This is a genomic window from Ruegeria sp. AG7, assembly GCF_056541545.1.
Map to the genome: position 1 here is coordinate 1 of NZ_JBQFYP010000004.1, position 25,702 is coordinate 25,702.

24 protein-coding genes and 2 tRNA genes are annotated in these 25,702 nt (G+C 57.3%); 13 read left to right on the top strand and 13 right to left on the bottom strand.

Going from position 1 to position 25,702, the window contains the following annotated elements:
• The 3 genes from ACR0BF_RS06615 to ACR0BF_RS06625 form a co-directional block, all read left to right on the top strand.
• Window positions 1-613, top strand: a 613-nt coding sequence (locus ACR0BF_RS06615; RefSeq protein WP_480624534.1) for a hypothetical protein, incomplete at its 5' end; no start/stop codon positions are given.
• 268 nt (window positions 614-881) lie between these two features.
• Window positions 882-1,478 (top strand): hypothetical protein, encoded by a 597-nt coding sequence (locus ACR0BF_RS06620; protein WP_480624535.1) that lies wholly within the window; start codon window positions 882-884, stop codon window positions 1,476-1,478.
• Between the two features lie 226 nt (window positions 1,479-1,704).
• A complete protein-coding gene (locus ACR0BF_RS06625) occupies window positions 1,705-2,268 on the top strand; it encodes a hypothetical protein (RefSeq protein WP_480624536.1) in 564 nt (187 codons plus the stop codon).
• 556 nt (window positions 2,269-2,824) lie between these two features.
• On the opposite strand, the gene ACR0BF_RS06630 is transcribed toward ACR0BF_RS06625, so the two are convergent.
• The 3 genes from ACR0BF_RS06630 to ACR0BF_RS06640 form a co-directional block, all read right to left on the bottom strand.
• Window positions 2,825-2,899 (bottom strand) — tRNA-Gln (locus tag ACR0BF_RS06630).
• A 90-nt stretch (window positions 2,900-2,989) separates the two neighbouring features.
• Window positions 2,990-3,979, bottom strand: a complete 990-nt coding sequence (locus ACR0BF_RS06635) for an NADPH:quinone reductase (RefSeq protein WP_480604587.1) — start codon at window positions 3,977-3,979, stop codon at window positions 2,990-2,992.
• Window positions 3,980-4,090: 111 nt separating this feature from the next.
• Complete coding sequence (locus ACR0BF_RS06640) at window positions 4,091-4,552, bottom strand: SH3 domain-containing protein (RefSeq protein WP_480554140.1); 462 nt, start codon at window positions 4,550-4,552, stop codon at window positions 4,091-4,093.
• Window positions 4,553-4,750: 198 nt separating this feature from the next.
• On the opposite strand from ACR0BF_RS06640, the gene ACR0BF_RS06645 reads away from it, so the two are divergent.
• The 6 genes from ACR0BF_RS06645 to ACR0BF_RS06670 all read left to right on the top strand — a co-directional run bounded on the left by ACR0BF_RS06645 (window position 4,751) and on the right by ACR0BF_RS06670 (window position 12,568).
• The gene (locus ACR0BF_RS06645; protein ID WP_480622181.1) at window positions 4,751-5,737 is read left to right on the top strand and encodes a 2-hydroxyacid dehydrogenase; all 987 of its coding nucleotides are present in this window, start codon (window positions 4,751-4,753) and stop codon (window positions 5,735-5,737) included.
• Window positions 5,738-5,757: 20 nt separating this feature from the next.
• Window positions 5,758-6,147, top strand: a complete 390-nt coding sequence (locus ACR0BF_RS06650; protein ID WP_480624537.1) for a GFA family protein — start codon at window positions 5,758-5,760, stop codon at window positions 6,145-6,147.
• A 111-nt stretch (window positions 6,148-6,258) separates the two neighbouring features.
• The gene (ggt, locus tag ACR0BF_RS06655; protein WP_480624538.1) at window positions 6,259-8,049 is read left to right on the top strand and encodes a gamma-glutamyltransferase; all 1,791 of its coding nucleotides are present in this window, start codon (window positions 6,259-6,261) and stop codon (window positions 8,047-8,049) included.
• Between the two features lie 94 nt (window positions 8,050-8,143).
• Entirely contained in the window at window positions 8,144-9,553 is a 1,410-nt protein-coding gene (locus ACR0BF_RS06660) for an FAD-binding oxidoreductase (protein WP_480624539.1), read from the top strand.
• Window positions 9,554-9,639: 86 nt separating this feature from the next.
• Window positions 9,640-9,918 (top strand): hypothetical protein, encoded by a 279-nt coding sequence (locus ACR0BF_RS06665; RefSeq protein WP_480624540.1) that lies wholly within the window; start codon window positions 9,640-9,642, stop codon window positions 9,916-9,918.
• A gap of 142 nt (window positions 9,919-10,060) precedes the next feature.
• Window positions 10,061-12,568, top strand: coding sequence for a GcvT family protein (locus ACR0BF_RS06670; RefSeq protein ID WP_480624541.1), 2,508 nt, complete (start codon window positions 10,061-10,063; stop codon window positions 12,566-12,568).
• A gap of 41 nt (window positions 12,569-12,609) precedes the next feature.
• Here the strand turns inward: ACR0BF_RS06670 and ACR0BF_RS06675 are convergent, their stop codons facing one another.
• From ACR0BF_RS06675 to ACR0BF_RS06685, 3 genes are all read right to left on the bottom strand, one after another.
• Window positions 12,610-12,945 (bottom strand): carboxymuconolactone decarboxylase family protein, encoded by a 336-nt coding sequence (locus tag ACR0BF_RS06675; protein ID WP_209504659.1) that lies wholly within the window; start codon window positions 12,943-12,945, stop codon window positions 12,610-12,612.
• A 69-nt stretch (window positions 12,946-13,014) separates the two neighbouring features.
• On the bottom strand, window positions 13,015-13,668 hold the full coding sequence (locus ACR0BF_RS06680) for a DUF938 domain-containing protein (protein WP_480624542.1): 654 nt from the start codon (window positions 13,666-13,668) through the stop codon (window positions 13,015-13,017).
• A complete protein-coding gene (locus ACR0BF_RS06685; RefSeq protein WP_480624543.1) occupies window positions 13,665-14,738 on the bottom strand; it encodes an NAD(P)/FAD-dependent oxidoreductase in 1,074 nt (357 codons plus the stop codon). Before ACR0BF_RS06685 ends, ACR0BF_RS06680 begins: the two co-directional genes overlap by 4 nt.
• Before the next feature lie 186 nt (window positions 14,739-14,924).
• Between ACR0BF_RS06685 and ACR0BF_RS06690 the strand changes: the two genes are divergently transcribed.
• Complete coding sequence (locus tag ACR0BF_RS06690; RefSeq protein WP_480476916.1) at window positions 14,925-15,329, top strand: hypothetical protein; 405 nt, start codon at window positions 14,925-14,927, stop codon at window positions 15,327-15,329.
• Complete coding sequence (locus tag ACR0BF_RS06695; RefSeq protein ID WP_480554009.1) at window positions 15,326-16,558, top strand: HlyD family secretion protein; 1,233 nt, start codon at window positions 15,326-15,328, stop codon at window positions 16,556-16,558. The genes ACR0BF_RS06690 and ACR0BF_RS06695 overlap by 4 nt, the downstream gene beginning before the upstream one ends.
• A 62-nt stretch (window positions 16,559-16,620) precedes the next feature.
• On the opposite strand, the gene ACR0BF_RS06700 is transcribed toward ACR0BF_RS06695, so the two are convergent.
• The 7 genes from ACR0BF_RS06700 to ACR0BF_RS06730 all read right to left on the bottom strand — a co-directional run bounded on the left by ACR0BF_RS06700 (window position 16,621) and on the right by ACR0BF_RS06730 (window position 24,450).
• The gene (locus ACR0BF_RS06700; protein ID WP_480516124.1) at window positions 16,621-17,766 is read right to left on the bottom strand and encodes an iron-containing alcohol dehydrogenase; all 1,146 of its coding nucleotides are present in this window, start codon (window positions 17,764-17,766) and stop codon (window positions 16,621-16,623) included.
• 67 nt (window positions 17,767-17,833) lie between these two features.
• Window positions 17,834-19,216 carry an aldehyde dehydrogenase family protein gene (locus ACR0BF_RS06705; RefSeq protein WP_480624544.1) on the bottom strand — a complete coding sequence of 461 codons (1,383 nt, stop codon included), beginning with the start codon at window positions 19,214-19,216 and terminating at the stop codon, window positions 17,834-17,836.
• Window positions 19,217-19,310: 94 nt separating this feature from the next.
• Window positions 19,311-20,672 carry a glutamine synthetase family protein gene (locus ACR0BF_RS06710; RefSeq protein WP_480624545.1) on the bottom strand — a complete coding sequence of 454 codons (1,362 nt, stop codon included), beginning with the start codon at window positions 20,670-20,672 and terminating at the stop codon, window positions 19,311-19,313.
• Window positions 20,673-20,729: 57 nt separating this feature from the next.
• Window positions 20,730-21,767 carry a TRAP transporter substrate-binding protein gene (locus ACR0BF_RS06715; RefSeq protein ID WP_480475702.1) on the bottom strand — a complete coding sequence of 346 codons (1,038 nt, stop codon included), beginning with the start codon at window positions 21,765-21,767 and terminating at the stop codon, window positions 20,730-20,732.
• Between the two features lie 58 nt (window positions 21,768-21,825).
• Window positions 21,826-23,151 carry a TRAP transporter large permease gene (locus ACR0BF_RS06720; protein WP_480624546.1) on the bottom strand — a complete coding sequence of 442 codons (1,326 nt, stop codon included), beginning with the start codon at window positions 23,149-23,151 and terminating at the stop codon, window positions 21,826-21,828.
• Window positions 23,151-23,672, bottom strand: a complete 522-nt coding sequence (locus tag ACR0BF_RS06725) for a TRAP transporter small permease subunit (RefSeq protein ID WP_480475706.1) — start codon at window positions 23,670-23,672, stop codon at window positions 23,151-23,153. Before ACR0BF_RS06725 ends, ACR0BF_RS06720 begins: the two co-directional genes overlap by 1 nt.
• Window positions 23,673-23,688: 16 nt before the next feature.
• A complete protein-coding gene (locus ACR0BF_RS06730) occupies window positions 23,689-24,450 on the bottom strand; it encodes an N-formylglutamate amidohydrolase (RefSeq protein ID WP_480516130.1) in 762 nt (253 codons plus the stop codon).
• A 127-nt stretch (window positions 24,451-24,577) separates the two neighbouring features.
• Between ACR0BF_RS06730 and ACR0BF_RS06735 the strand changes: the two genes are divergently transcribed.
• Complete coding sequence (locus ACR0BF_RS06735) at window positions 24,578-25,450, top strand: MurR/RpiR family transcriptional regulator (protein WP_480482048.1); 873 nt, start codon at window positions 24,578-24,580, stop codon at window positions 25,448-25,450.
• A 103-nt stretch (window positions 25,451-25,553) separates the two neighbouring features.
• Window positions 25,554-25,627, top strand: a tRNA-Gly gene (locus tag ACR0BF_RS06740).
• Window positions 25,628-25,702: the final 75 nt, after the last annotated feature.

Genomic DNA, 25,702 nt, shown 5'->3' on the forward strand with positions numbered 1-25,702 from the left:
AAAAGAACTTGCTGGCGACCCTTATGAGTTGCCTGACATACTGGGTGCATGGCTACCTCCAGTGCTACAGCGTCAATTTATCAAGCGGCTTGTACTCACAGCGATAAACGCTGGTTCTAGGGATGCTGCTTTCCGGGCGTTTCGAGACGGATACCCAACCGGCCACGCAGGCAAGACACTGACTAACGAACAACTGGATTCGTTACTGAAGGGATTCCTAGAGAAAACCCCTCACATCGAGGACTTTCTGTTCGCGGATCAAGGTATCCAGTTGATGAACCTTGATAGTCAGATAGCGGAGCGCGTTCATCGTTACTTCTGCGATCAAGCCGTTCCAGTCCTATCCGTGCATGACAGTTACATCATCGACTATACCCGAGTTGGAGAGTTGAAGCGGGTGATGGCGGAGGCTTCGGAGGAAGTGGCCGGTGCACCGTTGCCTACGTCGAACCAGTTCTATGGGCTGGACGAACAAGCCGACCCCAAAGCCGACCATGTGAGAGACTACGTGATTTGGCGGCAGACAGCCCGGTCAGAGGGGTATCTTCAACGGTTGGTGGAACATGAACGAAGAACTGGGCGAGAGGTGGTGCCGTTTGTGGCTCATTGTTGAAGCGGCAGAAATAGGTGGGCCGGAATAACCGATAGGCGAACGACCGAAATGAAGAAAAAGCTGCCGTTCACGCCCTCTTGCCAAACAACTGATCTCGGCCGGGAGCAGACGCTTAAGCAGTTTGGTGCTGTTGGTGGCGCGTTTCAATCGATTCATCAAAGCCCCAATTTCGGGTGCGGCGCGTCCAGCTTGACCAAGATCAATGCAAAGGACTGGTTCCGCGCCAAAACTTGCTGGAGACTGGTTTCAAGACTGGGGGTAACTACTAATGCAGATACTTTCAATTCTCATGCAAATCCATCCAAAGCTTAAAGCCATTGCGGCAACCGGTCGCTTCCGGCGATACAGCGCTTTCATCCCGGTCATCATTTTGCCAGTCCTCCTTGGAGCCTGCACGGAACCCAGCGACTTCGATGTCAGATTCTATCGCCCGCCCGATCCGGCAGTCACGAAGACAGCCTTTGTTGAGATTAGTCGCCAAACGGGCATTCTCAGCATGCTGACCCTTTACCAAATTGATGGCAAGAACGTGCTGAGTGCGCCCTTGGCCGGCAAGAAGGGCGAGGCGCTGACGAACTACTATGAATCAGTTGTCCGCATCCAGAGGCACTCAGACGGGACAGAGACGCGCTTCGTGCCAGCTACGGCAGGCCAGCATGAACTTGCAATTCTCTATGCGACGGGTTTCGAGGGGGGATTTTTCGACACTTCGGACGATCTTGTGGGCGCAACCCTCGTGGCTGTACTTCGTGCAGATCACCTTTATCGAGTTAAGGCGCGAAAACTTGGGTCAGCGCGCGCTTTCCAGTTTGTCCTGACGGACATGACCACGGGTGAAACCGTTGCTTCCTCGCTCCTGCAGTAGCCCGCACTGGCTCGGGATCGGCCGGCAAGTCGTCGCCGCCATTGCCATTGTCTCGCTTGTCGCATGTTCCGGATCAGCCGATCTCGATTCATACCGGACACCGTGGAAACTGACCGGTCGTGAAACGCTTGACGTCCGATCTGTTGCGTTCGGGCAATTCCAAACGCCGGGCCAGCCGCTGGCCGGCAGAGGGAATGCCGCTATCGTCGGCGCCGGAAGCGGTGCTGTGAGCGTCCTCACCGCAGAATGGGGAAGTTGCGATGGAATCGGCTGCGGCGCCGCAGTTGTACTGATCGGTATCGTTGCCGTGACCGCCGCGATCATTGGCGGTGCGCATGGCGCATCGCAGGGCCACACCAAGGCGGAAACTGAAGCCGCGTCAAATACCTTGCAGGCCGTTGCAGTTAAGTCCGAGCCTTGGCGCGACGTCGGAAACTACGTCGTCGGCCCCGGACGAATAACGCCCGAAGGCCCTTCGTTGCGTGTATCGCGCTCGAGCGCATCCAATCTTGTTTTGCAGACGCAGATTGCCTTCGTGCCGACCGGGGCAAGCTACGACCCGCGGATCGTGACCGTCATTCGCACGACTGGAACCCTGCAAGTCTCGCCGGGCAGCGCGCCCGTCACTGTAGTTTGGCTGCATAAAAGCCCCCCTTACGACTATTTCAGGCTGGCCGAGGACAACGGTGCGCTCATGAAGCTCGTGATCCGGTCGGAAGCGCAGGAAATTTCGAAGCTGATCCGGGCCGAACTTGCTATGGCCACCGAGAAAGGGCGGGTTGCAAACTGACTGGTGTCGGCACGGTCCGGCTCATACGGAAATCGTATGCGATTCATATGGGGTCGTATGCGAGACGTCATATGCCATGGAGCCCATTCCAGACCGCCCGCGACCAACCTCTGTTTCCCGGCCAAACTAGCTGTTTCTGCACATTGGGTCGAGGTCTGTTGCGGGCTCGAACCCGACATGCCTAGATGCCTCTCCAACCCTATTCAGCACTGATAGTCGTCCCAGATGCGGTCGACCAATTCAGCGACCTCAGGGTGATCCGACCAGCGGTGAACGTCGATTGGTCGCGAGTGCCATGGGTTCTCTATCTCCCCCATAACCTCCTCCTCCCTCTATGTATTATGGATCAGGAACGAGGATACTCGAGTCTCTCTATCCTCCGGTTTCTATTCATTACTTATACCTATTCCCCACCCCCATAGAACCCCCGCTAGAGGTTAGGAAAGAGGAGAGGTCAGAGGACGTCACAACACCCGAAACCACTGGGGCATAAACGGGGGCATTTCTCGGGTATCGGTGACCCAAGGTCCTGTCGTCGTTCTATGTTCTGATGATCTGGCTGGGGTGGTAGGATTCGAACCTACGATACACGGTACCAAAAACCGCTGCCTTACCACTTGGCTACACCCCAACGGTGAGCGGCTATCTACGATTGTTGATGGCAGGGTTCAAGAGCGTTTTGCAAAAAAAGCGAGCGCCGTAAATTTTTTTTGAAGGCCCCTCATTTGGTATCGATCAACACCGCTCCGGTACGGTTGCCTTCTTGTACCAGCGCATGGGCCGCAGCGCATTCTTCCAACGTAAAGACCTTGTGAACGGGGCAGATCAGTGCGCCATCAGTCAGTGCCTTGTGTAATGTCTTTATTGCGGCGGCGCGCAAGTCCGCGGGCAGCAGGTAGATCAGAACCGCTTCGAGCGTCACGGCCTTGAACATCATGGGTCCAAAGGGAAAGACAGGTGTCATATTCCGGGCAGATCCATATGCGTTGATACGGCCGTTTTCGGCGATGACGGCAATGTTGGTGGCAAGGTTCTGTCCAAATTCGACATCGACGATTCGACCGATTGCATGCCCATCATTTGCATCGAGGATCTGATCCGAAAGGTGTTCACCGGTGTAGTCGAGCACGACATCCGCACCAGCTGCCTTGACCCGGTCAAAGTTGCGGGCGCTGGCCGTTGCGATCACTTTGGCTCCGGCCCATTTGGCAAGCTGCACAGCCAGATACCCGACGGTGCCCGCCCCGCCATGGATCAATATGGTTTGCCCGCCCGGTGCGCCGCCCGAGAACACCGCATGGCTTGCGGTTAGGCCCGGAATTCCAAGAATTGCCCCGGTTTCAAGTGACACTGTCTCGGGCAGTTCGACAGCCTGAGATTCGGGCAGGGTGATGTGGCTGGCAGCTGTACCAAATGCGCGCTGCCATTGCCCGTTCCAAATCCACACGCGCCGGCCAATCCGCGCCGCGGGTACTCCATCGCCAACCGCTGTGATGACTCCAGCCCCGTCGCTGTGCGGAACGATCAGCGGAAACGGGGGTTCCGTGACACCCGGCCGGGTTCCCGCACGGGCCTTGATATCCGAGGGGTTTACGCCGGAATAGGACAACTCGACCGTGACTTCACCTGGTTCAGGCTGGATCAGGGGAATATCCTGTATACGCAAGACATCGACAGCGTCTCCGAAGGCTGAATAAGTGACTGCGCGCATAGCGTCCTCCATTTAGGTCGAGTTAAGCGGCGATTGGGCCGGTAACTCAAACACCTTGTCGCGCTTTTTCAGGGCGATGCGCAACCGCGGATACCGGAATTCGTCTTTCGCCTATTCCCGAATTTCGGAAGGATCGACGCCCCAAAGGTTCGATTTCAATGTCCAGCCACGGTATCCGCCAGCGGTGATCCGGCACCAGTCCTGCGAACAGGTTCCAAGGCGCGCCACTACTCCGGTCTCGAAATGAGCGTTCACGGGCGAGGCTGGATCGGGGCGGGCATAAACAGGCAGCATCTCGGATTCGATCAGCACCGTTCGAACGCCAGACAACAAGGCATAGTGAACCCAGCCACCCGCGCCGTCGCGGTCCTGAACCTTGCGCCAGTTTCCGTATTCGGCGGTGACCTGCAGCGGCATGCCGCGCCGTTTGAATACCCAGTCGATTCGGTGGGTTAGGGATGGTCCGCGTCGCACGTTGCCTTCGGCTGCCTTCATCGAAACATAGCGGGGCAGGGGTAGGTTGGTGACCGAACCGCGTTTGACCTCGGCATGTGCGGCACAGACACCGAACATGACCAGAAATACGGAAACTGCCGCCAGAGATCGGCGTTTTACAGGTAGAATGCCACTCACTGACTGCCCGCTCTTATGCCTGTTGATCCGGTTTTGAAAAAAGGTCGACTCAATGCCATTGGGGTTCTTGTGCCCCGCCTTATCCTGCGCCACGATGCCATGGCGCGCGTCCGTTTGCAAAGCAGTGGGAGAGCCGAGGTGCCAAGAGAACGTTTAAGTGTTGTTGTTACGCGACGGTTGCCTGAGGCAGTAGAAACCCGGTTAAGCGAATTGTTTGACGTGCGCCTGCGCGACGACGACACCCCAATGACGCGTGAGGAATTAGTAGCAGCGGTGCAGGATGCCGATGTGCTGGTGCCCACGGTGACCGATACCATTGATGGCGGGCTATTGGGTCAGGCGGGTGAAAAGTTGCGGCTGATCGCCAATTACGGGGCTGGTGTCGACAATATCGATGTGGCGACGGCGCGGCAGCGCGGCATATTGGTGTCCAACACGCCCGGCGTGCTGACCGACGACACGGCAGATATGACCATGGCCCTGATTCTCGCTGTGACACGGCGCATTCCCGAAGGGTTGAGCGTCATGCAGCAAGGCGACTGGACCGGGTGGGCACCCACCGCGTTTCTGGGTGGTCGCATTGGCGGGCGGCGACTGGGAATTCTGGGTATGGGCCGGATCGGACAGGCCGTGGCCCGCCGCGCCAAGGCGTTTGGTATGCAGATCCATTATCACAACCGCCGCCGATTGCGCCCAGAGATTGAGCAAGAACTGGAGGCGACCTATTGGGAAAGTCTGGATCAGATGGTGGCGCGTATGGATGTGATATCGATCAACTGTCCATCGACGCCGTCGACCTTCCACCTGATGAACGCGCGCCGCCTGAAGCTAATGAAACCCTCGGCAGTGATCGTAAATACTTCGCGGGGTGAGGTTATTGACGAGAACGCTTTGACCCGGATGATCCGTACGGGGGAAATTGCGGGCGCGGGGCTGGATGTCTACGAACAGGGAACCAGTGTGAACCCGCGCTTGCGGCAATTGCCCAACGTGGTTCTACTGCCGCATATGGGGTCGGCCACGTTGGAGGGCCGGGTTGAGATGGGTGAAAAGGTCATCATCAACATCAAAACCTTCGAAGATGGCCACCGCCCACCGGATCAGGTTGTGCCTGCGATGCTCTGACGCGTCGGAAAGGATCATGGATGGATTTGTTTGAAGGGGGATGCCGCTGTGGAAATCTGCGCATCAAGGCTTCGGGCCGTCCTCTTCGCGTCGGGATTTGCCATTGTCTGGACTGCCGCAAACACCATGGCGCGTTGTTTTATGCGGCAGCCATTTTTCCGGTAATTGCTGTTAGGATAATCGGCAAGGCAAAAAGCTATTCCGACCGGTACTTTTGCCCTGATTGCGGATCTCCAGTATTTGCCCGAAGCGGTACCGAAGTCGAAGTGCATTTGGGGAGCCTTGATGCGCCTGACCATTTCACACCGACATATGAATGCTGGACCACCCGGCGCGAGGCGTGGCTGCCCGAATTCACCGGAATGACCCGCTATGATCAGGATCGTCGCGCCGAAGAAACCGAACCATAGCGGATATGGCGAAACTTCGCTGTGATAACACGCTGCCATGCCTGCTCGTTGCAGAGGGGGAAAAATCCTTACAGGATTGAAAATAAAGATTGTATTGGAGGGTTAGAACAGATGAGACATGTTTCAGCACTGCTGCTTACTACCGCACTTACTATTTCGACACCGGGGTTCGCGCAGGAAACAGCCGACGCCGTTGCCCCTGAGGGCGCGACAGAAGGGCAGGTTCAGGCGATGACCGATGAGGTTATTGCAGCCCTCGAAGCCAAGCTTGAGGGAGTTCCGGTCACATCCGAAAACTGGATGATAGCTGCGGCCAATCCGCTGGCGGTGGAGGCCGGGACCAAAGTGCTGCGCGCGGGCGGGTCTGCCGCGGATGCGATGGTGGCCGTGCAGGTCGTGCTGGGACTGGTCGAACCGCAATCCTCTGGTCTGGGCGGGGGTGCGTTTCTGGTTTGGTACGACGCGGCCAGCGGGCAAATGACGACGCTGGACGGCCGCGAAACAGCACCGCTTGCCGCAACCCCGACGCTCTTTCAGGACGAAAACGGCGAGCCGCTGAAATTCTTCGATGCGGTGGTGGGCGGATTGTCGGTGGGTACACCGGGTACGCCTGCACTGCTGGAAGAGGCGCACCGAAGATGGGGGCGCGCGTCCTGGCCCGGGTTGTTTGCCGATGGCATCCGACTGGCGGATGAAGGGTTTCTGGTGTCCCCGCGTCTGGCCAGCCTTGTCGAAAACGATGCTGACCGCCTGTCGCGCTTTCCCGAAACAGCCGCATACTTCCTGCCTGATGGTCAGCCGTTGCAGCAGGGACAGCGTTTGATGAACCCGGATTATGCCGAAACATTGCACGTGCTGGCCAGCGAGGGCGCTGCGGGGTTTTACGGAGGTGAGATCGCTGCGGATATTGTGCGAACAGTCCGAAACGCCCCCGGAAATCCCGGCGTTCTTGCGGGGGTGGATCTGGCGCTCTACCAGGTGATCGAACGTGAACCGGTCTGTGCCGAATACCGTGCCTACGAGGTTTGCGGCATGGGCCCGCCGTCGTCGGGTGCCCTGACCGTCGGGCAGATTCTGGGGATGTTGAACAGCTATGACCTTGCAGCAATGGGCGCCGAAAGTGCCGAGGCATGGCGCCTGATCGGCGATGCTTCGCGCCTCGCCTTTGCGGATCGTGGGCGGTACATGGCAGATAGCGATTTCATACCCATGCCCACCAAGGGGCTGGTTGATCCGGGTTACTTGTCCCAGCGGGCGGCGTTGCTGGAAAGCGAAGTGGCCTTGTCCGAAGTCGCACCGGGTAAACCGGAATTTGACCATGCTTTGATTTGGGCAGACGACGTGTCGCTGGAACTGCCGTCAACCTCGCATATCTCGATCGTGGACAGCTATGGCAATATGTTGTCGATGACGACGACGATCGAGAATGGTTTTGGGTCGCGCCTGATGACAAACGGGTTCCTGCTGAACAACGAGCTTACTGATTTCTCGTTCAAGACACACAGCGACGGTGTGCCGATTGCCAACCGGCTGGAGCCCGGCAAGCGTCCGCGCTCATCCATGAGCCCGACCATCGTGTTGCGGGATGGTGAGCCGGTTCTGGCTATCGGGTCTCCGGGCGGCAGCCGGATTATCGGCTATGTCGCCAAGTCCATCATCGCCTGGGCCGATTGGGGAATGGATGTGCAGCAAGCGGTTTCCCTGCCTCATCTGGTCAACCGGTTCGGAACATATGATGTCGAGGCTGCGACTTCGGCAGAAGGTTTTACAGACGCGCTTGCTCAGCTGGGTTTCGAAGTCAACGCACGCGACCTGACTTCGGGGCTGCACGCCATCGAAATCGGTGACAGGCTGAGCGGTGGTGCCGACCCGCGCCGCGAAGGGATTGCGCTGGGCGAATAGACCCTCGGTATTAGTGGGGATTGCCTGCTTTTAACGGGCCTTTTAGTCATAGGCTGAAAGGCCCAAAACGTTTTTGGGGCTGGGGAGGATGACAATGGTGCAGGCAACCGCATTACCAAGGAATGAAGCTGGTATTGAAACCGTAATAGGCATTCTCAAGCAGCGCTTTGGCGACAGGTTGCAAACGGGTGCCGCTGTCCGTGAACAACATGGGCACACCACGACCTGGATCGAAAACCAAAGCCCCGATGCCGTGGTTTTCCCGCATTCCACGCAGGATGTTTCGGACATCGTCAAAACCTGCGCAGCGCATCGGGTGCCAGTGATCCCGTTCGGAACAGGAACATCGCTGGAAGGGCATGTAAATGCGCCGGCGGGGGGCATCTCGGTCGATCTGACGCAAATGGACAGTGTGCTTGCAGTTCATGCCGAGGATCTGGATTGTGTCGTGCAGCCCGGTGTCACGCGCGAAGCGTTGAATAAACACTTGCGCGATCTGGGCCTGTTCTTTCCGATTGATCCCGGGGCGAATGCGTCGCTGGGTGGGATGGCCGCTACCCGCGCGTCGGGCACCAATGCAGTGCGCTATGGGACGATGAAAGACAACGTTCTCAGCCTTGAAGCCGTAATGCCAGACGGTCAGATCATTCGTACCGGGCACCGGGCCAAGAAATCTTCAGCCGGCTATGATCTGGCCCGTCTTCTGATCGGGGCCGAAGGCACGTTGGGAATCATCACCGAGCTGACATTGCGGTTGCAGGGTATCCCCGAAGCGATCAGTTCGGCCCGGTGTTCCTTTCCGACCGTCGATGCCGCGTGCCGTGCGGTGATGATGACGATTCAGTACGGCATCCCGGTTGCCCGGATCGAGTTGCTGGACGAGTTGTCGGTTCAGGCCGCCAACGCCTATTCCGGGCTGAGTCTGCCGGATACACCTTTGTTGTTGCTGGAATTTCACGGCTCGGAAAGCGGTGCTGTAGAGCAGGCTGAAACCTTTGGTCAGATCGCCAAAGAGTTTGGTGGCACAGATTTTGCAGCAACTTCGACCACCGAAGAACGGAACAAACTTTGGCAGGCACGGCACGATATGTATTGGGCGTGTCTGCAATTGCGCCCCGGTGCGCGGGGCATCTCGACCGATGTCTGCGTACCGATCTCGCGTTTGGCCGAGTGTGTGACCGAAACGCAGAAAAAAGCTGCTGGCCTCGGCTTGTTGGCGCCCATCGTGGGCCATGTGGGGGACGGCAATTTCCATACGCTGCTGCTGATCGACATGGAAAACGTTGAAGAAACTGCCAAGGCCGAGGGGTTTGTCGGCTGGCTGAACGACATGGCGATATCCATGGAAGGCACATGTACCGGTGAACATGGCGTCGGGCAGGGAAAGCGGCCTTATCTGACCAGGGAACTGGGCGCCGCCACGCGGTACATGGCAGCGATCAAGGCCGCGCTGGACCCAGACAACATCATGAATCCCGGCAAGATCTTGTCGGACGACGCGTAGCCGTATTCGCCCTCTGGTCCGTATCTACGCCCTCAAAACGTCCACATGTTCTGGTTTCACGGGGTTGAGGATAGAGGATGGGCGACATGCGCGCAAAATATCTGGCGGGGTTTGTAGCCATCTGCGGGTTGGCCGTTGCAGGGTTGGACTATGTTCAGCAAGCAAAAGCATCGGAAAATGGTCTGGGCATGAAGGAATATCTTGCCTCGGTATCCTCGCGTGTCGGTCTTTCTGACGGCTGGTTCGCGGCAGAGGCGCAGGCTTCGCCATCACGGGAACCGGCGGTGAAGAATCCCTCGGAAGAAATTGGCAAAATGGTCTGCGTCTCGGTCGGAACAAGCAAACGCTGCCGCTCCAGTGGTTGAGGGCAGCGGTGCGGCGAATGAAATGCGACCCGCTTTCGATATTCGGGTCGTTTTTTTCATATCACTGGTCGGATGAATGTCGCGCTATCCCCCTTAAGTACGCCATATGGTGTCAACTGATTTCAAGGGGAGACGCCCGGTTATGAAAACCCAAGTCAAAGCATTGGTCGTAGGCGGCGGCGCCGTTGGGACCTCGATTGCCTATCACCTGGCCAAAGCGGGCTGGGACGATGTGATGTTGATCGAACGGGACGAGCTGACGTCCGGATCCACCTGGCACGCCGCGGGCCTGTTGCCGCTGTTCAACATGTCCTATGCGACGACCCATATCCACAAGTATTCGGTGGATTTCTACAAGACGCTTGAGGAAGAAACCGGCCTGAATGCAGGCTTCGCGGTTGTGGGCAACCTGCGCATGGCACAGACGCAAGAGCGTATGGACGAATACATGCTCTATGCCTCGACCGCCGAAACCTGTGATGTGAAATACGAATGGCTGACCCCGGACCAGATCAAGGAACGCTGGCCGCTGATCGAGACATCGGATCTGAAGGGCGCGATCTATCACACCGAGGACGGTTATATTAACCCTGCCGATGTGACCCAGGCGATGGCCAAGGGGGCCCGCCAGCGCGGGGTTGAGATCGTGCGCAAGATGCAGGCTGACGCGTTCCACTGGAACGGCACGCACTGGGAAGTGACCTGCACCAAGATGGTTGAAAAGGGCGGCAACCTGGTGCCTTCCGACGAGCAGGTCGTGATCACCGCCGAACATGTTGTGACCGCGTCGGGCAACCACGCGCAGCGCACCGCCAAGATGCTGGGCATCAAGATGCCTGCCATCCCGGTGGAACATACCTTTATCGTCATGGACAAAGACCCCGAGTTGGTCAAATGGCGCGAAGCAGGCAACCCCGAGCACCCCGTTGTCCGCGATGCCGACAACGAATCCTATGCGCGTGAAGAACGCGGTGGCTGGATTCTGGGTATCTATGAACACGGCGCCCCCGCGCAGTTCGAATTCGGTGTGCCGGACAGCTTTCGCGCCGACCTGTTCCCGCTGGATCTGGACCGGATCGCCGAGCAGTACATGGCAATGGCCGAGCGCGTGCCGTCCTGTGCCGAATCCGGCCTGAAGGATGACTTCAACGGCCCGATCTGCTATACACCGGACGGTAATCCGCTGGTTGGTCCGGCTCCGGGTTTGCGTAACATGTGGCTGGCCGAGGGTTTCAGCTTTGGCATCACGGCTGCGGGCGGCACCGGTTATTATCTGGCACAGATGATGGTCGATGGCGAAGCCGAGATCGACATGGCCTCGCTGGACCCCAAGCGTTACAGCAGCAACTGGATGACCACCGAGTTCGCGGCGCGCAAGAATGAAGAGTGCTATGAGCACGTCTATATCCTTCACCACCCGGATGAAGAGCGTGAAGCCTGCCGTCCGCTGCGTACCGTTCCGGCCTACGACCGTCAGAAAGCGCGCGGTGCCCAGTTCGGCTGGGTCAATGGCTGGGAACGTCCGAACTATTACGGTCCGCTGGACGCACCGGAGAATTTCGACAAGAAAGCACGCTCGTTCCGTCGTGGCGGCTGGTGGCAGTACGCCGTCGAAGAAGCCAAAGCGATCCGCGAAGGTGTTGGCTTGATCGACGCGTCGGCCTTCACCAAGCATGTCGTCAAAGGCCCCGGTGCCACTCAGTTCCTGGACTGGTTCACCTGCAACAAGCTGCCCAAGGTCGGCCGTATCAACCTGACCTACGCGCTGACCTCGCACGGGACCACCCGCACCGAATACACCATCGTCCGCAATGGCGAGAACAACTACTACATCGTCTCTGCCGGTGCATGGACCGAGTACGACGCCGACTATCTGCGTAAAGCAGCCGAGGACAAGATGGAGGAGTTCGGTTACATCGAAATCCAGGACGTGACCACGCAATGGGGCGTCTTCGCTATCGCCGGACCCAAGTCGCGTGATGTTCTGAAAGAAGTCATCAAGGACGCCGACCCGGAAAGCGCGCTGTCCAACAAACGCTTCCCGTGGCTGTCGGCCCGTCAGATCGAGCTGGGCATGTGCCCGGTCAACGCGATCCGCGTGGCCTATACCGGTGAGCTGGGCTGGGAACTGCACCATCCGATCGAGATGCAGAACTACCTGTTCGATTTGCTGGAAAAGGCCGGTGAGAAGCACGGTATGAAGCTGGTCGGTGCCCGTGCCCAGAACTGGCTGCGTCAGGAGAAATCTTACCGCGCCTTTGGCACCGAACTGGGCCGCGATGCGACCCCGTTGGAAGCCGACCTGCCGCGCTTTGTCGACCTGTCCAAGGACTTCCACGGCAAGGCCAAGCTGGAGGAGACCGGTGTGCGCGCCAAGTGCTGCACCTTGCTGATCGACGGTCCGGCCGATGCCGACCCGTGGGGCCGCGAGGCGCTGTACACGCCGGAAGGCGAGCGTGTAGGCCGTCTGACCTCGGGCGGCTATTCTATCGCGTTCGAGAAGTCGATCGGGATGGGCTATGTGAAGCCTGATCTGGCAGTCGAAGGCACCAAGCTGAAGGTCAAGATGCAGGACAAGCTGTGGGATGCTGTCGTGACATGCGACAGCCCCTATGATCCGAAAAACGAAACCATCCGCAAGGACGGTTGATCAATCTAAGGCCCCGGAATTTCCGGGGCCTTTTCTGTTGGTTACGCGGATAGTTCGTCGAAACATTCCAACGCCTTGGCAGCATACATCATGGCTGGTCCACCACCCATCTGAATGGCCATACCCAAAACGTCGGACACCTCCTCGCGTGTTGCGCCTGCTTTGACCAACGCGTCGGTGTGCAGCGTAATGCAGGGCTCGCAGCGGAGCGACACCGACATGCCCAACGCTATAAATTCCTTTGTTTTATAGTCGAGCGTTCCGCCTTCCTTCACAGCCTTCCCAAGCGCGCCGAATGCGCGCGACGTGTCGGGAATGGCCCCGTTGAGATTGCGCAAACTTGTACGTGTTGCCGAGAGCTTTTCTTGCCAAGCCATTTTAAGTGCCTTTTTCATATAAGATAACGGGAATATGTGCGGGCAGTGGTAAGTTGACCTTGATCTCGATCAGTTGGCAGGGCGCTCGGAAACAAATGCAAGGTTATTTGCGGGCATGTCGATGGTTTTCAGCACGCGCAACCCTACCTGCTGGAACAGGCCAAGCATATCTTTGTCGTTCTTGTAGCCAATGTCGGGATCTTGTCCGATCAGAGCCTCGTGAAACCTTTTGTCCCCGTCGCTTGTCAATTGGCCCGAGCGTTTGAATGGGCCGTACAAAACGAACCTCCCGTTTTCAGTCAGGGACTGAGCGATTTCGGCGAAAATGGTTCTGGTATCCTGCCAACTGATCAAATGTATCAGGTTGATCAAGACGATCAGGTCCTGCGATGGGAAGCGCGCATGCCAGCCCGAATTCGTTGCGTCCAGATGTTCGGCGCTTTCCACGTTGGGTAAGGCGCTGGCATAGGCGTCGATGCTATTGCGGCGTTCAGGGTCAGGTTCGGTGGGATGCCACGTCAGATCGGGCAGCAAATCAGCAAACGCACAGACATGCTGACCGGTTCCGCTTGCAATCTCCAGTGCGTGCCCGCGGCGCGGTGCCCAGTCTTGTAGCACCGCACAAAGCGCATCGGAGTTCCGAGTTGCTGCCGGGGCAACAAGTTTACCATCCTCCCCCACGTTGGCGACACTCGCAGAGGGCGGTAGATAGCGTTTGATCATCTGTTCAACCTGTTTGGGGTCAGCGATTTGACACTGTCAGGATCCAGCACCGGCGCGTTTCCGATCACAAGATCACACAACAACTGCGAAGCTGCTGGTGCTGTTTGGAAACCATACCCGCCTTGACCCGCAGACCAGATAAACGACGGGTCAATCGGGTCGGGCCCAAGCACCAAGGTTCCGTCCGGTGCGAAACTGCGCAATCCTGCCCAGTTCGTTTCGACCCGTGTTACTGCCTCGGTCATCAATTCTTCGTAGCGCGCCAGGCCTTCGGCCAGCACCATGTCGTCGGCATAGGCGTCCTGAGGTGGTACGGTGTCGGCTTCGCAAGGCGAAACAAGCAGCTTGCCCGCGTCCGGTTTGGCGTACCATGTTTCGCCTGTGCCCAGCATCATGGGCCATCCGGATACATCATGGCCTCCGGGGGCGGGCAGCCGCGCCATTGATCGGCGGCGAGGAGAGATGCCGATAGGTGGTACCCCGGCAAGCATGGCGATTTCGTCCACCCATGCACCGGCCGCATTCACCAGGTTGCGGGCTTCGAAGATCTGCCCGGCCTCGACCAGCCAATGCCGCTCTTTTCGAATGCCGGTTACTTTGCTTTTGGTTGCAACGGTTCCCCCGTTCTTGCGAATGGTCCGCGCGAAATCCTGCAACAGACGATCAGTATCGATGTCAAATGCGGCTTCACTGATTGCCGCGAAACCCACCTTGGCCGGGTTCAGGATCGGAACGCTCGAAATCGCCTGATCCATCGAAATTCTTTCCATGTTCAGGTCTGTGCGGTCGGCTTCGAAAACTTCGCTCTGGTCAAATGAACCGATCAGCATCAATCCGCGCGGGGTCAGGTACCCACCGTCCTGCGTGCGCAGGAATTCCGCTCCAGCCCTGTTCAGCGCCACCACGGATGGCGGACCATAGCTTTCTTCAAACAGGGCTGCCGAGCGACCCGACGCGTGATACCCCAAGGCGTCTTCGGCCTCTAAAACCATCACGGTTCCATATTGCGACAAGCGCGCTCCGGCGCTCAACCCGGCAATTCCGCCCCCGATGACGATGAAATCGATCATTATTTGTGTTCCTTCCGCAGCAGGTTCGCCACAAGTTTTCTGGGTTTCATTTAGCTTTTTGGGTCAAGCATTTGGCATTCCGAAGATTCTCCAAAATATATGCAGCCTTGAATTTGGGCTTCAACCCGGTCAAAGAAGTATCAAAACGAACAGGAGGGCAAGGTGACCGCAGCAGATCTTCATCCAATGGCCACTGGGCACATTCCCCGATACGTCGTCGCAGCTGACGGAAGCGATTACCTTTTTTCGGCTATGGTCGTCTTCTTTGTCATTCTCGTGGTGCTGATCGGTGTTGGGTACCTGACGCTTCATTCGGTTCCGGAAAAAATGGCGCACGAGAACAACCATCCGCAATTTCAGTTGGTGGGCATTCTGGCGCTGCTGGCCCTGTTTACTCATAACGGGATATTCTGGATTGCCGCTGTACTAGTCGCAGGGTTCCAGTTTCCGGATTTTGCAACCCCGCTTAAAAACATTGCCGATGCCATTCGTTCTCTTGGACGTGCGATTGCTCCGGAACCGGTGCCCGAGGCACCTGCGCCAACCCCTGGCGTTTCAGAATCCACGGACGTTCAGGAACAAAACACATGATTGAGACCCTGCTTTGCGCCCTGATCACGGTGCTGCCCGATTATCTGTTCCGCCGGTTTGTTCAGGGCAAACGTATCGGTCACGAGATCACCCTTTTCACCATGTGGTACGAATTGCGCTGGGGTCTTACGACCTGTGCCATTCTGGCGCTGACGGTAATCACCACGCTGTTTTATTTTCACCCAGCCAGCAAAACCGCAGCGTCCTATTTTCGAACCGTGACGATCCTGCCGCAGCTAGGTGGCCGTGTTTCGGAAATTTTCGTTAAGAACAATGAACTGGTAACTGCTGGCCAGCCGATTTTCAGGATCGAAGATTTCAGCCAGACAGCACAGGTTCAGGCAGCAAATGCACAGATCGCACAGGTTCAGGCCTCGCTGAAAGTGGCTGAAACTGATCTGGCCGAGGCTGATGCCGGTATTGCCGGCGCCAAGGCGGCTTTGGCGCAGTCCTTGGACGATCTTGAACGAAATACGACCCTGCGCGACCAAGGTTCAAGCGCTGTCCGGCTGACCGAGATCGAGCGGCTGGAAAACCTTGTTGCCGAGCGTGAGGCGCAGGTGGTTGCGGCCGAATCCAGGCGTGCGGCAGTTGAACAGCAGATCGAAGAGCTGATCCCCGCGCAACTGGCCAGCGCCATTGCACAGCTGGATGCCGCGCAGACCGAGTTGGACAAAACGCTGATTGTCGCCGGTGTTACCGGACGGGTCGAACAGTTTAGCCTGCAAGTTGGTGATTACGTGAGCCCGTTGTTGCGTCCTGCGGGCATCCTCGTTCCGTCGCATACCGGACATGACCGTTTTCAGGCTGCTTTCAACCAGCTGTCTGCTCAGGTGATCAAACCAGGTATGATCGGTGAGTTGGGCTGCATGACCAAGCCATTCACCGTAATTCCCACTGTGGTGGTCGAGGTGCAGGATGTCATACCGTCCGGCCAGATCCGTCCATCGGATGAACTGCGGGATGTGCAGAATAACACCAATCCCGGCTCGATTCTGGTCTATATGGAGCCGCTGTATAAAGGTATGGCCGATGACCTTCCTCCGGGCAGCAACTGTCTGGCCAATGTCTACACCGACAACCATGACCGTCTGGAACACGAGGATTTGGGCTTTTGGAAAGCTGCTTTCCTGCACGTGGTCGACACAATTGGCGTGGTCCATGCGGCAGGTTTGCGTTTGCGCCTGATCCTGATGCCCGTCAACACGCTGGTGCTGACCGGGCATTGATCCGGTTCCCGCAGAACAGTTCTTAACGCGCCCGGCAGGTTCCCCGCCGGGCGCTAGTATTATTAAAGCGCTGCTTTGAACAGCTGTGTCAGGTTTTCTTTGGTCAACTCAATCGGGTTCCCGCCACATGACGGGTCGATGATTGCGCCTTCGACGAGCGTTGGGATTGATGTCTCGGTAACGCCAATGTCTGCCAGCTTTCGCGGGATGCCGAGGCTGTCGTTGAATTCCTGCACAAAGGCGCGGAAGCCATCGAACCCTCCGTTGATACCCAGATAGGCGGCAGCCTGCTGGAAACGATCTGCGATGGCGGGAGCATTGAAATCCAGGACGGCGGGCATGCAGACCGCATTGGTGGTGCCGTGATGGGTGTTGAAGTGCGCGCCGACCGGGTGGCTCATGGCGTGGATCGCACCAAGACCTTTTTGGAAGGCAGTTGCGCCCATGGCAGCAGCGCTCATCATCTGGGCGCGGGCCTCAATGTCGCTGCCATCTGCGTAGGCGCGCGGAAGATATTCTTTCACCAAACGCATACCTTCCAGTGCGATGCCTTGGCTCATCGGGTGATAATGCGGGCTCGAATAGGCTTCGACACAATGCGCGAAGGCGTCCAGACCGGTGCCTGCGGTGATAAATTTGGGCATCCCAACCGTCAGTTCAGGATCGCAGATCACCACCGTCGGCAGCACCTTGGGGTGGAAAATGATCTTCTTGGCATGGGTCTCGGAATTTGTGATGACGCTGGCGCGGCCAACCTCGGAACCGGTCCCCGCAGTCGTCGGAACCGCAATGATCGGCGCGATCGCATCCGCGTCGGCACGGGTCCACCAGTCGCCGATATCCTCAAAGTCCCACACGGGCCGCGTCTGGCCGCACATGAAGGCGACCATCTTGCCCAGATCCAGCCCCGAGCCGCCGCCAAAGGCAATCACACCATCGTGCCCACCGGCCTTGTATGCCGCAACGCCTGCGTCGAGGTTTTTCTCATTCGGGTTTGGGTCCACGTCACTGAATATACCGCGGCCCAGACCAGCCGCCTCCATGATATCCAGCGTCGCCGCAGTGATTGGCAGATCGGCCAACCCCTTGTCCGTGACCAACAGGGGTTTCTTCATCCCGGCTGTGGCACAGGCTGCGGGCAGTTCCTTGATGCGCCCGGCACCAAATTTGATTGCGGTCGGATAGGACCAGTTTCCAACAAGTGACATGTCAGGTTTCCTTTGTGATTTGAGACCTGCTCGGGCGAGGGGGTCAGACCCGAGCAGGCCGTCGTCCTTAGCCCGTGACCTTCTTCAGGTGGTATGATTTTGGACGGGTGAGATTGTGATAGCCGATGACCGAAAGACCACCGCCGCGCCCGGTATTCTTGCAACCGGTCCAGCACAGGCCAGGGTCCAGATAGTCGGCCCGGTTCATGAAGACGGTGCCGGTCTCGATCTGGTCGCCCACACGCGCCGCGCGGTCCACATCGCGGGTCCAAAGGCTGGCTGTCAGACCAAACTCGCTGTCGTTCATCAGCGCGATGGCCTCGGCATCCGAGGACACTTTCATGATGCCCACAACCGGGCCAAAGCTTTCGTCCCGCATCACCCGCATGTCATGTGTGACGTTGGTCAGGATCTGTGGCGTGAGATATGCGCCGCCGTCGTCCTCGGGGAAGGGGTCGATATGCGCGATCGCGCCGGCCTCAACCGCTTCGGCAATCTGCGCGCGCACCTCGTCAGCGAAACGCACATTGGCCATCGGACCAATGGTTGTTTCGGCGTCCAGCGGATTGCCCAGTTTGTAGCCTTTCACGATCTCAACGGCCTTGGCGACAAAGTCATCATACAGGCTTTCGTGAACGTAAATCCGCTCGATCCCACAGCAACACTGGCCCGAATTGAACATCGCGCCGTCGATCAACGTATCGACCGCCGCGTCCAGATCGGCGTCGTCCATGACATAACCCGGATCCTTGCCGCCCAGTTCAGTGCCCACGCCCGTAAAAGTCCCCGCCGCCGCACGCTCCATGGCCTGACCGCCACCGACCGAACCGGTGAAGTTCACAAAGTCGAACGCGTTACCCGCGATGAGGTCATTGGTCACGTCGTGGCTGAGGAACACATTCTGGAACACGTCTTCGGGCACCCCCGCCGAATGGAACGCCTGCGCCATCCGCTCACCAACCAACAAAGTCTGGGTTGCGTGCTTCAGAACAACCGTGTTGCCCGCGATCAGCGCGGGCGCCACCGTGTTGATCGCCGTCATGTAAGGATAGTTCCAGGGGGCAACCACAAAGACCACCCCATGCGGAATACGCTTGATATAGCGTTTGAAGGTTTCATCTTCACCCACGGCAATATCGGCCAGTGACGTCTCGGCGATCTTTGCCATATGGTTGGCACGTTCGTTGAAGCCACCAAACTCGCCGCCATAGCGCACCGGGCGACCCATCATATGCGCCAGTTCCGGAACGATCTCATCATTCATCGCGCCGACAGCCGCGACGCCCGCCATCACCAGATCAATCCGCTCCTGCAACGGTCGCGCTGCCCAGGCTCCCTGCGCCGCCCGCGCCCGCGCCGCGACCTCAAACGCAGCCTCCCGCGACAGCACCTCGCGTTCCGCATAAACCGATCCATCGATCGGCGAGACACATTGCAACATCTGCCCCATAGTTACTCCATCTCTAAAGAGAGCAGGATCCCTGCTTCATCTGGCCATAAATATCCCGGGGTGCGCGAGGGGCTGGCCCCTCGCTTCCTCCCTCTCAAGCCCGCTCAAACCCGCGGGCCACTTCCCAATCGGTTACCACGCGCTCGAATTCCTCGATTTCGACCTCAGCCGCACGGGTATAGTGATCGACAACCTCATCGCCCATCGCCGCGCGCAGCATCTGTGATCCGTGCAAAGCGTTGCGTGCATCCTTCAATGTACCCGGGATCTTTCCCGTCTCGCCCTGATAGACATCGCCCTTGGTCGGCGGCTGCAACTCCAGCCCTTCTTCGATCCCTGCGATCCCGGCCGCCAGCATCCCTGCAATCGCCAGATAGGGGTTCATGTCCGACCCGGGAATACGGCACTCGACCCGTATCGCCTTGGTGCCATCCCCGCACAGGCGGTACCCGGCCGTACGGTTGTCTACAGACCAAATGATCCGTGTCGGTGCAAAGGTGCCCTTCATGAACCGCTTGTAGCTGTTGATGTACGGTGCCATGAAATACGTGTAATCAGCGGCGTATTTCAGCAGACCGGCCATATAGCTTTTCATCAGCGCCGACATGCCCAGCTCATCCCCGGCATCATAGAAGGCAGGTTTGCCATCCGCCCATAGCGACTGATGCACATGAGACGAGCTACCAACCCTTTCATGATGCCATTTCGGCAGGAAGGTCGCCGCATGACCCTGCTGCCAGGCGATTTCTTTCACCGCGTTCTTGGCGATCGAGTGATACTCTGCCGTGTCCATCGCTGGTGCGTATTTGATGTTCAGTTCTTCCTGCCCGGCCTCGGCCTCACCTTTGGTGTTCTCGACCGGGATGCCCGCATCCCACAGGTGGTTGCGGATCGGGCGCATCACATGCTCTTCCTTGGTGGTCTGAAGAATGTGATAATCTTCGTTATAGCCCGAGATCGGCTCCAGATCGCGGAACCCTTCCTTTCGGATTGCATCAAAACTTTTCGCGAACAGGAAGAATTCCAGTTCGGTGGCGCACATCGCCTCATACCCCATCGCCTTCAGGCGGTTCACCTGTTTCTTCAGGATCGAACGCGGCGCATGTGGCACTTCCTCATGGTTGTGGTGATCCAGCATATCGCACATGACCATCGCGGTGCCTTCCAGCCAGGGCACCGGGCGCAATGTGCTAAGGTCTGGCTTCATCACATAGTCGCCATAACCCCGCTCCCAGCTGGTCGAGGCATACCCATCCGGCGTCGCCATCTCGAGGTCCGTGGCCAGCAAGTAGTTACAGCAATGTGTCTCTTCCCACGCGCCAGCCACAAAATGACCTGCATGAAAACGCTTGCCCATCAAACGACCCTGCATGTCAACCATGCAAACCAATACTGTGTCGATCGCGCCGTCTGCGACAAGCGATTTCAGGGTTTCGAAAGTCAGAGTTGCGGTCATGAAACAAACCTCATGCGTTGAGTAGGGGCGCCGAATGACAGCGCCCCTGTTTTGATATCAATCGAAGGTGTAAGGGGCACCGGCCTGGTTAATGACCGAGTTATACTCACGGAAGATACCAACGATCTTCTGGTGAATTTCGCCTTCCTGTGCGACCTCGTCCCAGAATTCGATAGCGGCATTTTCCACTTCTTTCCATTCCGCTGCCGGAACCTGACGCAGCTGTAGCTTGTCACCTTTTGCGCGCAAGGCCGCTTCACCGCCCCAGTACCACTGGTTACGATAGGTGTGGCCTGCTTCGACGCCCGCCATCACAACCGATTTCAGGTGGTCGGGCAGCTCGGCCCAGCGTTCCTGGTTTGCAAACCAGGACCCAATCCACGCGCCCGAGATGTTGTTGGTCAGGAAGTAGTCGGTCACATTGGCCCAGCCAACGGTGTAGTCTTCAGTGATGCCCGACCAGGCCATTCCGTCCAACTCACCGGTTTGCACCGCCACTTCCGCGTCTTCGTAGGGGATATTGACCGGTACAACGCCAAACTTGGCAAGAAAACGCCCGGCCGTCGGGAAGGTATAGAGCTTCAGCCCATCCAGGTCGCCAAGGCTTTTGATTTCCTTTTTGGTGTTGAAGTTGCAGGGGTCCTGACCCGCTGCCGACAGCCACGTCACACCAACCTTCTCATATTCCGAGCGCCAGATATCAGCCAGACCGTACTGGTTGAACAGCACCGGAACATCCAGAATATGCTTGGTCGCGAAGGGGAAATAGCCACCGAATTGACGCAGCGGAGTAGGCGATGCCATGGAATCGTCGTCCGAATGCACACCGTCAATCGTGCCGCGTTGCAGAGCCTGGAACAGTTCACCTGTCGGAACGATCTGGTCCGCATAGAACAGTTCGATCTCAAGCTCGCCATTGGCATTGGCGTTGATGTAATCGATGGCTGGCTTGGTCACATGCTCGCCCAATGCGCCACCGGCATAGGTCTGGAACCGCCACTTGATGGCGGATTGCGCTTTGACGATCGCAGGAGAGGCCAGTGTGGCGGCCCCCGCCAGACCGGCGGAGCTTAGAAATCTGCGTCTTGTAGTCATTGTCTTTTCTCCTCTGTTTAGTCTTGCTGAACTTCGCCCCTTGCCGGGGTCTTGTGACTTAATTTCCATAGACATAATTCGGCAGCCAAAGCGCGATTTCAGGAAAGATGATGATTATGGCCAAGGCGCAGACCATCACCAGAACAAATGGAACGATCGAACTGTAGATATCGCGCAGCGATATTTCCGGGGGGGCCATCGCGCGCATCAGGAACAGGTTATAGCCGAATGGCGGCGTCATATAAGCGATCTGCGTGGTGATCGTATAAAGTACGCCGTACCAGATAAGATCAAAGCCAAGCGCACCCACCAGCGGAACGTAAAGCGGCGCGACGATAACCAGCATGGCCGTATCGTCCAGAAACGTGCCCATCAGGATAAAGCTGAGCTGCATGAGAACCAGGATCATCCACGGGGAAAGACCCAGTTTTTCGGTGAACAGGCTTTCGATTGCCTTGACCGCACCCAACCCGTCGAAGACAGCGCCAAAAGCCAGAGCCGCCAGAATGATCCACATGAACATGCACGAGATGCCCAATGTGTGCCGAATTGAATTCTCGAAAACCGTGCGTGTCAGCCGTCCTTTCAGAAAGGCGGCCAGCATGGCCGTGGTGGCTCCGATGGCAGAGGATTCCACCAATGATGTCCAACCGTTAACAAAAGGGACCATCATCACCATAAATATGCCCAAGGGTAACAACCCGGCTTGCAACAGCAGCAGCTTTTCTCGCAACGGAATGTCGCGGTCTTCCGCGGGCAGGACCGGGCCGAGCGACGGATTGATGCGGCAGCGGATGACAATGTAGATTATGAACATGGTAGCCATCATTAGCCCGGGTATCACTCCGGCGAGCCATAGCTGGCCAACGGGTTGCCGCGCGATCATGGCATAAAGAACCAGAACAACGGATGGTGGCACCAGAATCCCAAGGGATGATCCGGCCTGAATGACGCCGGTCACCATGCGCTTGTCATAGTTCCGGCGCAGCAATTCCGGCAAGGCAATCGTGGCACCAATCGCCATACCTGCAACGGACAACCCGTTCATTGCCGAGATCAGAACCATCAGCCCGATGGTTCCAACAGCCAGACCACCGGACAGGCCGCCCATCCAGACATGGAACATCTTGTAAAGATCATCTGCGATCCGGCTTTCGGAAAGGATGTACCCCATGAAAATGAACATGGGCAGTGTCAGCAGCGGGTACCACTTCATGACCTTGATCGCAGCGGCAAAACCCAGATCGTAACCGCCCCTATCCCCCCAAAGGAACAAGGCTGAAACCACAGCGACACAGCCGATTGCACCAAAGACGCGCTGGCCGGTCAGCATCATTAGCATCATTGATGCGAACATCAGCAAGGCAATCATCTCGTATGACATCAGATTACCTCACGCGGGATATCGTCGCCGCACAGGCGCAAGATATCCTTGAACAATTCGGACACGGCTTGCAGCAGCATCAGGAAGATACCGATAACCATGATCAGCTTGACCGGCCACAGGTAGGGCCGCCAGATCGTCGCGCTGCGCTCACCGCCATATTGGAAAGAATACATCAGGCTGTCCCATCCACCCCACAGCAAGATGAGCAGATAAATGATCAGGAATACGACTGTGAAGGCATCCGTCCAGGCCTTGCGGCGATGAGACCATTCGCCATAAAGCAGGTCCATTCGCACGTTTGACCCCATCTGGATCGAATAAGGGCCACCAAGCATATAGTAGGCCACCATGGCGAACTGAGCCATCTCGAGTGTCCAGAGCGACGGTACGAAAAAGGTTTTCGAGACCGAAGACCAGAACAGAATACCCATCATGACGAAAATGCCGTACATGACGACGCGTCCGATCCAGCGGTTCGTTCGATCAATGACCGCCACGTAGCCCCGCAAGAACTTCATCTCGATACCTCAACTCTCATTGTTTCGCCTCTGTGTGCGAATACGCATCAATTACCGTTTGCAGGATCGGCGTCAGAATCCCGGCGATGCGGTCTACTCCCGTTGGTGTGTCGATAAGATCGTTTCGAACCTCGACCATGACATTCGGAAGCCCCCGACTGATCGCATGTTCCTGCAACGTGTGCGTGACGCCATCCGTGGCAGAGTAAGGTTCGTTCAACGCGGCATTCAGACCCGAGCCCTTGGCACAGCGCAGCATAAGTTGGGCCGCCCTGTCATCTTCGTCATGAAGAATGCCCAGTTCGACTGATCGTGTCTTTCCGTTGTAGACGGGCGTGAAACTGTGCATCGTGACAACGACAGGCGGCCGGTCCTGCGCGTCCAGAGTGGACGACAAAAGCTGTTTGAACGGCTCATAAACCTCGTGGATTCTTTGGGCGCGTTGGGTGTCTGTCAGGTTCTCATTGCCGGGAATGGAAAACACTTCGCTTACCTGCGGCATAGCATCTGCACGTTCAGGCGAGCGGTTGCAGTCGTAAACAAGTCGGCTGATGCAGGAATGAACCAGCGGCGCGTCCAAAGCCTTCATCAATTCGACCGAAAGCGCCAATGCGCCAATATCCCATGCTGCATGAGACAATGCTGCGTCCTCAGTCAGGCCCAATCCGTTCAATGACGCTGGGATGAATCGGCTAGCATGTTCGCATACCAAAACGCACTGCGCCCGGCCGTTGGCATTCTGCGCGCGGGCTGCCGGAGCTTCGGTTGGAAGTAGCATTGGTGTCTCGGAATCGTGGTGCATAAGAAGCATTTGTTACAGCAACCTCAGACCTGTCAAGAAAATTACTGTAGACAAAATTACAAACAATCATATCCTGTAAAAAATTTGAGAAATGAAGGTGCCGATGGCCACCGTTGCGAAACTTGTCAAACAGCGGATACAGGAAGAGCTTGACGATCTGACACGGTCAGAACGGCAGCTGGCCTCGGTACTTTTGCAGGATTATCCAATGACCGGCTTGCAATCGATCACCAAGCTGGCAGCTGCTGCGCAGGTCTCGACCCCGACGGTCATACGTATGGCACGCAAGCTGGGTTTCGACGGTTTTCCCGCCCTGCAGGACGCCCTGCGAGAAGAGGTGGCGGCACAGATCAAAAAGCCGATCTCGAAACGGGATGCCTGGGTTGTGGATGACGCGGCGGAGCATCCCACAACGCGGTTTGCGCAGGCTGTTTGGACAAATATGCGCCACACGCTGGAACGTCTGGACAAAGAGATGTTCGACACCGTTGCCCAGCTTCTGGCAAATACGGATCGCCATCTTTACGTCGTGGGCGGGCGTATCACGCGTTCAAATGCGGACTATCTGTTCAATCACATGCAGATTATTCGACCCAATGTGACGATGCTGGGCAATTCGGCAAACGTTTGGCCGCAGTACCTGCTTGATATGGATGAAACCTCGGTTCTGGTGATTTTTGATATCCGCCGATACGAGGCCTATCTCGAGAAATTGGCGCAGGTCGCATCAAGCCGCGGCGTGACGGTTATCCTGTTCACCGACCAATGGGGATCACCGATAGGCAAGACCGCCAATTACACCTTTCACGCACTGGTCGAGGCGCCATCTAGCTGGGATTCAACAATAGCATTGCAGCTGATATCGGAGACCCTGATCGCTGAAGTGCAAGAGGCACGGTGGGAAGAAAGCAAGGAGCGCATCGAGGAACTTGAGCGGTTTTTCTCCTCGACGCGGATATTCCGCAGTCACGATTGAAGGCCGTACTTCCACCGGGAAATATCACGGTTTTGGTCGTGCAAATTTTCACACTTCCCGCTTGACGCGCCCCGGCGCATGACTTAACCAGCGCAAACCATTTGCGGGTATAGCTTAATGGTAAAGCCCCTGCCTTCCAAGCAGGCTATGTCGGTTCGATTCCGTCTACCCGCTCCAATCCCCACTAATTTCTGCGTCAAATGGCCCTTATGGCTGTCTGTTTTTGGCAGGAATGCTTGACCAGAACGGCGG